The sequence below is a fragment of the Pseudomonas cuatrocienegasensis genome, from assembly GCF_900110925.1.
GTDB lineage: Bacteria > Pseudomonadota > Gammaproteobacteria > Pseudomonadales > Pseudomonadaceae > Aquipseudomonas > Aquipseudomonas cuatrocienegasensis.
Genome location: NZ_FOFP01000039.1, coordinates 1 through 7,538, shown reverse-complemented (window position 1 = coordinate 7,538; position 7,538 = coordinate 1). Strand labels below are relative to the sequence as shown.

Sequence of the window (7,538 nt, the reverse complement as noted above, 5' to 3'; positions counted from 1 at the left end):
CCGCTGGCCAGGTCGCCTTGCAGGCGCTCGGCCGCGCCGCCGGTGAGCAGCTCGGCGCCTTCCTGCTGGGCGATTTCCAGGTAGCTGAGGATCTTGTCGTACTGCTGCTCGGAGGCCTGGGCGCCGACCATGGTTTCGGTGTCCAGCGGGTTGCCGCGTTTGATCACCTTGATCTTCTTCATCACCTCGACCATGAAGGCGTCGTAGATCGACTCCTGCACCAGCGCCCGCGACGGGCAGGTGCACACCTCACCCTGGTTGAAGAACGCCAGCACCAGGCCTTCGGCGGCTTTTTCGATGAAGGCAGGCTCGGCGTTCATGATGTCTTCGAAGAAGATGTTCGGCGATTTGCCGCCCAGCTCAACGGTGCTCGGGATAATGTTCTCAGCGGCGCACTTGAGGATGTGCGAGCCCACCGGCGTGGAGCCGGTGAAGGCGATCTTGGCAATGCGCTTGCTGGTGGCCAGGGCCTCACCGGCTTCGCGGCCGTAGCCTTGCACCACGTTGAGCACGCCCGGCGGCAGCAAGTCGCCGATCAGCTCCATCAGCACGGTGATCGACAGCGGCGTCTGCTCGGCCGGTTTGAGCACGATGGCATTGCCTGCTGCCAGGGCTGGGGCGAGTTTCCAGGCGGCCATCAGCAGTGGGAAGTTCCACGGAATGATCTGCCCGACCACGCCCAGGGGTTCGTGGAAGTGGTAGGCGGCGGTGTGTTCGTCGATCTCGGCAGCACTGCCTTCCTGGGCGCGGATGCAGCCGGCGTAGTAACGGAAGTGGTCAGCGGCCAGGGGCACGTCGGCGTTGAGGGTTTCGCGAACGGCCTTGCCGTTGTCCCAGGTTTCGGCCACGGCCAGCAGTTCGAGGTTGGCCTCGATACGGTCGGCGATTTTCAGCAGCACCATGGCGCGGTTCTGCACGCTGGTCTTGCCCCAGGCATCGGCGGCTGCGTGGGCGGCGTCGAGGGCTTTGTCGATGTCCTTGGCATCGGAACGCGGGAATTCGCCGATCACCGAGGCATCCACCGGGCTGGTGTTGGTGAAGTACTGGCCACCCACTGGGGCGACGAACTCACCGTTGATGTAGTTGCCATAGCGCGGCTTGAGGGTGATGACTGCGCCTGAAGTGCCGGGTTTAGCGTAAATCATGGTGCTGACCTCTCTTGTTGTCGGAGCCTGCTGCCGGAACGCGGCGCAGGGCATGGTTCGATATTAGGAAGCGGCGGGCGTGGCCGGTATGCGTCCATGGCACAGGGCGACTACTCATTTGGTAGTAGACAGCCCGGCCGTATGCCGCAAGGCAGAGCCCTCGGCTACTCAGCATAGGCGCTACTGCCCACGCGTGCTGCCGGTAACACAGTTGGCAACCAACAGCACGAAAGGTTCGCAAGCGGCTGTGCGCCCTCTTCCTATGCCTTGAGGCATCGCAGGACCTGACCACTCAGGTTGCGCAAACGAAAATGGCCGGCAAAAGCCGACCATTGTCGTTACCTGGCGCTTAGCACTTGGCCACTGATCGTTCCTACGCTCTGCGTGGGCATGCAGCCAGAGATGCTCCGCGTCTCGCTACAACGGACACAGAGCGTCCCACTTGATACGCAGAGCTTGGGAAGCATCAAGTGGGAGGGGCTTTAGCCGCGACACTTTCAGCGCTTTCAAGGCCTATCGCGAATAAAGGCTAGGCGCCCCCTTCGCTCCTACACAAGACCATTGCGGCTACAAAAACCAACTGGGACAGAGACAAAAAACCCGACACTGAGGTCGGGTTTTTATAGGCTAGCCGGTGATCAGGCTTGCGGCGCCTGGGTGCGGCCTTTGTAGCTGCCGTCACGGGTGTCGATCTCGATCCAGTCGTCGATGTTGCAGAAATCCGCAACCTTGACTTCGGTACCGTTGGACAGCTTGGCGGTCTTCATCACTTTGCCGGAGGTGTCACCACGGGCCGAGTTCTCGGTGTAAGTGATCTGGCGAACGATGGTGGTCGGCAGGTCGACGGAGATGACTTTGCCTTCGAAGAACACGGCTTCGCAGACGTCGGTCATGCCTTCTTCGATGAACGGCAGAACGCTTTCCAGGTCTTCGGCACGCAGCTCGTAGGAGTTGTATTCCGGGTCCATGAACACGTAGTCGTCACCGCTGATGTAAGAAAGGTTCACTTCCTTACGCTCCAGGATAACCGGCTCCATCTTGTCGTCGGCCTTGTAAACGGTCTCGGTCTTGGAGCCGTTCAGCAGGTTCTTCAGCTTCATCTTGACGATGGCGCTGTTACGGCCGGACTTGGTGAACTCGGCCTTCTGGATCAGCCACGGCTGGCCGTCGATCAGGGCCACGCTGTTGGGCTTCATTTCTTGTGCGGTTTTCATACGAATATCCGAAATGTGCGGGAGGTACAGAATTCTAGGCCGCGTATGATAGCCAATTTCGATAAAACTGTTCCAGCCTCCTCGCAAGATCCGGTCGAGCGGCCTGCAGCTCGCACCATTGCTCGGCATGCGCGAGCAACTCTGGCCACACCGCCTGCACGGCCGGCCAGGCCTGCGCTAGAGCGCTGCCAGCATTCCAGGCGTGCCAGGCCGCACGCAGCGCGCTCGCGGCCTGGGGCGACAGGCTTGCGCAATAGTGCGCCAGAAAAGCCTCCAGTTTGTCCCAGTGCGCGCCCTCCTCCTGCGGGTAAATGTGCCAAAGCATCGGTCGCCCGGCCCACTGCGCCCGCACGAAAGAATCCTCGCCACGCACCAGGTTCAGCTCGCAACTCCACAGCAAGCGGTCATAGGCAGCCTGCTCGACGAACGGCAACACTTGCACCTGCAGCGCCCCTCGGCGGTGCTGCGCCCCCGCCTGCAATGGTCCGACACCCAGCCAGGCTTGCACATCAGCCAGCACCCGCCCCTCGGGCACCAACAGCTGGGTTGGCACCGCGCCTTCGCTGAGCAGGCTTAGCCACTCAGCGAGCGCGCCATTCTCATAGGCGAACAGCGAGACCAGCTGCGCGCCCGCTAGCCGCTCGACACCAAGGCTGGCGAGAAACGCTGCCTGCGCCGCGGCGTCGGCCTGGAACGCACAACGCTCGGCCAACAGCGCAGCCTCGCGCAACAACCCACCGGTAGCGGCTGTAAAACCGGGGAAAAAGAAAAACTTCTGCAAGCCGCCGGGCTGCAACGATGGCAAGCCATGGCAGCCACCGACCCAATCCTCGGCGCTGAGGTACTCCAGGTTCAGCCACAACGGCCGTACCGCCTTAGCCGCCATGGCCTCGACATAAGCGCCAGGCAGGCTACAGGCAAATGCCTCGATCACTACCGCCGCCGGCTCGCAGGCCTGCCAGGGCTGCGGCCAGTGGCGCACTTCGACGCCTGCCTGCCACTGCACCAGAGCCTGCGCATCCGCCTGTGGACACACGCGGGCGAACGCCGCCAGGTCATCGACCCACAGGCGCACAGCGCACTCGTGCTCAGCCACCAACTGACGGGCCAGGCGCCAGGTGACGCCGATATCGCCGTAGTTATCGACCACGCTGCAGAAAATATCCCAGGTCACACGCATACCGGCCCCCATTGATCAGCGCGCACATTAAGGCGGCCAAGCGCATAGGGCAAACGCAGCGCATGCTGAACATTCACCCGCGTCCCGCACTCTATAACTGCCACCACTCACGCCACGAGCCCAACCATGCCCACTCTCCGTCGCCGCACCCCTGCCCTGTTGGCCGCCACCTTCCTGGCCAGCAGCCTGAGCCTGCCCACCCACGCGGCCGACCGTGTGCTCGGCTGGGTTGAAGAAGGCTTGATCATGCCGGACGGCGTGGCGGTGAAATTCAAGCTCGATACCGGCGCCCTGACCTCCTCGATGCATGCCGAGGGCGTTGAGCGTTTCGAGAAAGACGGCAAGGATTGGGTGCGCTTCAACGTCAACGTCAAAGACAACCGCACCGACAAACCAGCCAAATTGCAGTTCGAGCGTGCCGTGGAGCGCACCATCAAGGTCCGCGGTGCCGGCGGTGCCGAGCGCCGCCCCGTGGTGCAAATGAGCGTATGCCTGGGCGACACGCTTTACAGCGAGTCCTTTACCCTCAACGACCGCGACGCCATGAACTACCCGGTACTGATCGGCCGCCGCACCCTGGAAAAAGCCGGTGCGGTGGACTCAAGCAAGACCTTCACGGCCAAACCGACCTGCAAGAAAGGCTGATACTGCCGTGTGATCGCGGCCTGGAGCCAGGCCGCAGAATGTCGTCAGAGGCTGATTTTCGTCCCCAGCAATACCAGAAACCCGGCCAGCCAAGCCGGATGTGCCGGCCAGGCGGGCGCGGTCACGAGGTTGCCCTGGGTGTGAGCGGCCGTCACATCAATGTCCATAAAGGTCCCCCCGGCCAGACGCACCTCAGCCCCACAGGCCGGATAAGCGCTGCACTCACGACCGTCAAGAATGCCTGCTGCCGCCAGTAACTGGGCGCCATGGCAGACCGCCGCAATGGGCTTGCCGGCCTTGTCGAACGCGCGCACCCAGTCGAGGATGCTATCGTTCAAACGCAGGTATTCAGGCGCCCGGCCGCCAGGCACCAGAAGCGCGTCGTAGTTGTCCGGGTTGACCTGATCGAAGTCGAAGTTCAGGGCAAAATTGTGCCCCGGCTTCTCGCTGTAGGTCTGATCGCCCTCAAAATCATGGATGGCCGTACGCACTGTCTGGCCCGCTGTCTTGCCGGGGCAAACGGCGTGCACCACATGCCCAACCATCTGCAGCGCCTGGAACGGCACCATGACTTCGTAATCTTCAACGTAGTCGCCAACCAACATCAGGATCTTCTTGCCAGCCATCAGAGCGCTCCTTCTGTTCAGGAATAAGACGAGTAACAGCCTAGTCGCTGGCGAAAAAGTCGCCTGCGGCTGCTTGCCTCAGGCTCAACACTGCGCCGCTAGTACGGCAACTTATCGATTCCGGCTGTTCAGATCCGCGCGCATTTTGCAGTTACGCCGCTCGATACTCCCTTCGGGGTATGGGCAGTAGTCCCTAAACCGTGGGTCTGCTTTGCCGACCACGACGACCTCCTGTGGCCTTTGCCGCGATGGCACCGACTCTCGCGGTACCGGCAGCGCAGGTACAATGTTGGTCTCGCCCTACGGCCTGTAGTTGGCGTCATTAAATGAGGACTGCCGCTCATGTTGTTCCTGAGCCCGCGCCTGTGACCACGCCGCCAAAGCCTGCTGATCGCCCTGCGCATCGTCGCTGGACCTGATCCACTTACGCTCATCCATCGCCTGAGCCTGATAGTGGCGCTCGCGGTCCTGCTTGCCCCACTCTTCCTGATTACGCTTGTGCGCTGCCTCGGCACTCTGCCGCGTGACCTGCATATCCCGCTGGTTCGACTGCATCTGACTGCCGCCCAGATACAAACCGCCAAAGGTGACGCCCAGACCAAACGCCACTGACGCCACCCAAACAACCGGATTGGCGTTTTTGCGCTGTACTCGCCAAGGGGCGTCGTTCCGGTCTGCGTGCATTGTGATTCTCCTGTCCTTGGCTGAAAGTAGGTCCCTCACTCATCACTCACCACTTTGCAGGGTGTTTTATCCCTGATCTGGCGCTGGCGGATAGCTGGTGAACTCAGAGAAGTAGACGCCGCAGCTTTGCCTAAAGGATGCCCGTGACAGCCTCAAAATCATCAAATGGCATAAAGCATTCCTCGAGTTCATTTCAGAACGCAAAGATCTGGTATTGCGAAAGCGGCGAAAAAAGTAAAAGTCAGCTCACGGGACTTCATATACACCAACAAACCGGACTGCATTTCTTAGACCGGGCTTACTCGTAAAAGCCTACAGTTGCCTTCAGATGATCTGCAAAATTATAGATATCGTCTAAAGACTCAATCGGATGACGCGTTTCGTTCTTGTCCTTGTCAAATACGCCTAGATACTTCTGAGCTCTATTGAAGTGAAGGCGGCACAGTGGTTTGCGATTGTTATCGTCCAAGAGCACACCAAAGTAGCTCTGAGTGTCACGATGGATAATCCGCTTGGAATCAACCACAGTACGGACAATCGCCTTGACGATATGAAACCCCTCCAACTCATCAAGCGTAGTGATAATCCGATCTTCTTCAGAATCCTCCTTCTTCTCAGGTGCACTAACCGCGCCTGCAGAGTCAGCAGTCTCCATGGCAAAGGAGGGCATCACTGCGCCACTCATTGCCGACTTTAGACGATCATTTACTTGGTCACTTAAGAACTGAGAAGCAGCCTTCCTCGTCAGGGCACTGAACTGATCCCGGACCTTCTGAGTGATAATCCCATCGTAGACACGGGTAGCAAAGAACTTCACAAACTCATCATCGGGCTTGGTGAGCTGCGCTGCTATTTCTTTCTTGATCTGACTAACATACTTTAACTCGCCTGCAGCGCTGATAATTGAGTCAACATCAAATGCCGACTTGGTAAGCTTCTGCAACTCAGGTACAACATGCTCATCAATATCAAGAAGATCTAGCTCAAGAAATGGCTTCTCGTCCATCTTATTAGGAGCATCAAGGTCGGTGAAAAATTTAAAAACCTGCCCATTTGTCAGAATAGAAATACGTGCATTTGTGACATGGAAGTATCTGAAGAGCTGACCAGCATGATTTATATTCAGCGCTTCGCCAATCTTTTTGCATTCAATTAGTATTTGGACCTCGCCCCCCTTGAGAATCGCGTAGTCAATTTTCTCGCCTTTTTTAGTGCCGACGTCACAAACAAATTCAGGCGTTACTTCCGAAGGGTCAAAAACATCGTAACCAAGGACAGAGTTGATAAATGGCATTACGAAAGCGTTTTTTGTTGCTTCCTCAGTTTTTATGGAGGCTCCCTGCTGCCTAATTTTGGATGACAACGCATTCAATTTATCTAGAAACTCCATGTTCCGCTCCTTGTGTTAGATCACTCCATCCTAGTTGCTGGCACATTGCCTACGCAACCCTGACAACGAATCATCCCAAATGGCTATATTTTGACCTTGCCCCCGAAATACGTACCCCATAGCCCGTGTCATGGGTTGGTTTTTTGAAGCTGTGAAGCGTGCCAACTATGTTCGTATTGCGTTGGGCTGACGTAGGACAGTGTTGAGTGCAAGCGCTCTCGGTTGTACCAGAGCAGCCAGCTCATGACCTCGTCTTTGGCGTCGCGGCGAGTACTAAACCGCTGATCATGTAACCGTTCCACCTTCAACGAGCCGAACAACGTCTCGCTGCAGGCATTGTCCCAGCAATTGCCACGTCGGCTCATTGAGCTAGTGATTCCGTAGTCCTGAAGCACCTGTCTAAAATCGAAACTGGCGTACTGGCTTCCTCGATCACTATGAAAAAGTAGCCCGCTTTCTTTTCCTGGATGGCGTCTGAACCAGGCCATACGCAGGGCATTAATCACTAGGTCGCTCTTCATGCGCTCATGCATTGACCAGCCCACCACTTGACGGCTGAACAGGTCTATAACGACCGCCAGGAACAGCCAGCCCTCATCGGTGGGGATGTAAGTGATATCCCCAACCCAAACCTTGTCAGGCTCCGGCACAGTG

General features: G+C 58.2%; 8 protein-coding genes. 1 reads left to right on the top strand and 7 read right to left on the bottom strand.

Going from position 1 to position 7,538, the window contains the following annotated elements; all coding sequences use genetic code 11:
* From BMW49_RS24230 to earP, 3 genes are all read right to left on the bottom strand, one after another.
* Positions 1-1,145, bottom strand: a 1,145-nt coding sequence (locus tag BMW49_RS24230) for an aldehyde dehydrogenase family protein (protein WP_090391106.1), incomplete at its 3' end; no start/stop codon positions are given.
* A gap of 638 nt (positions 1,146-1,783) precedes the next feature.
* Positions 1,784-2,359, bottom strand: coding sequence for an elongation factor P (efp, locus tag BMW49_RS24225; protein WP_069522597.1), 576 nt, complete (start codon positions 2,357-2,359; stop codon positions 1,784-1,786).
* A gap of 34 nt (positions 2,360-2,393) precedes the next feature.
* Positions 2,394-3,539, bottom strand: a complete 1,146-nt coding sequence (gene earP, locus BMW49_RS24220) for an elongation factor P maturation arginine rhamnosyltransferase EarP (protein WP_069522595.1) — start codon at positions 3,537-3,539, stop codon at positions 2,394-2,396.
* A gap of 126 nt (positions 3,540-3,665) precedes the next feature.
* Between earP and rloA3 the strand changes: the two genes are divergently transcribed.
* Positions 3,666-4,184, top strand: coding sequence for a retropepsin-like aspartic peptidase RloA3 (gene rloA3, locus BMW49_RS24215; protein ID WP_069522593.1), 519 nt, complete (start codon positions 3,666-3,668; stop codon positions 4,182-4,184).
* 44 nt (positions 4,185-4,228) lie between these two features.
* Here rloA3 and BMW49_RS24210 read toward each other — a convergent pair whose 3' ends face one another.
* The 4 genes from BMW49_RS24210 to BMW49_RS24195 form a co-directional block, all read right to left on the bottom strand.
* Positions 4,229-4,813, bottom strand: a complete 585-nt coding sequence (locus BMW49_RS24210; protein WP_170829079.1) for a DJ-1/PfpI family protein — start codon at positions 4,811-4,813, stop codon at positions 4,229-4,231.
* Positions 4,814-5,110: 297 nt separating this feature from the next.
* Positions 5,111-5,494, bottom strand: coding sequence for a hypothetical protein (locus tag BMW49_RS24205; protein WP_069522589.1), 384 nt, complete (start codon positions 5,492-5,494; stop codon positions 5,111-5,113).
* A gap of 298 nt (positions 5,495-5,792) precedes the next feature.
* Complete coding sequence (locus tag BMW49_RS24200) at positions 5,793-6,884, bottom strand: type I restriction endonuclease (RefSeq protein ID WP_069522587.1); 1,092 nt, start codon at positions 6,882-6,884, stop codon at positions 5,793-5,795.
* 128 nt (positions 6,885-7,012) lie between these two features.
* On the bottom strand, positions 7,013-7,538 hold a 526-nt coding region (locus tag BMW49_RS24195; RefSeq protein WP_139205722.1), incomplete at its 5' end, for an IS3 family transposase.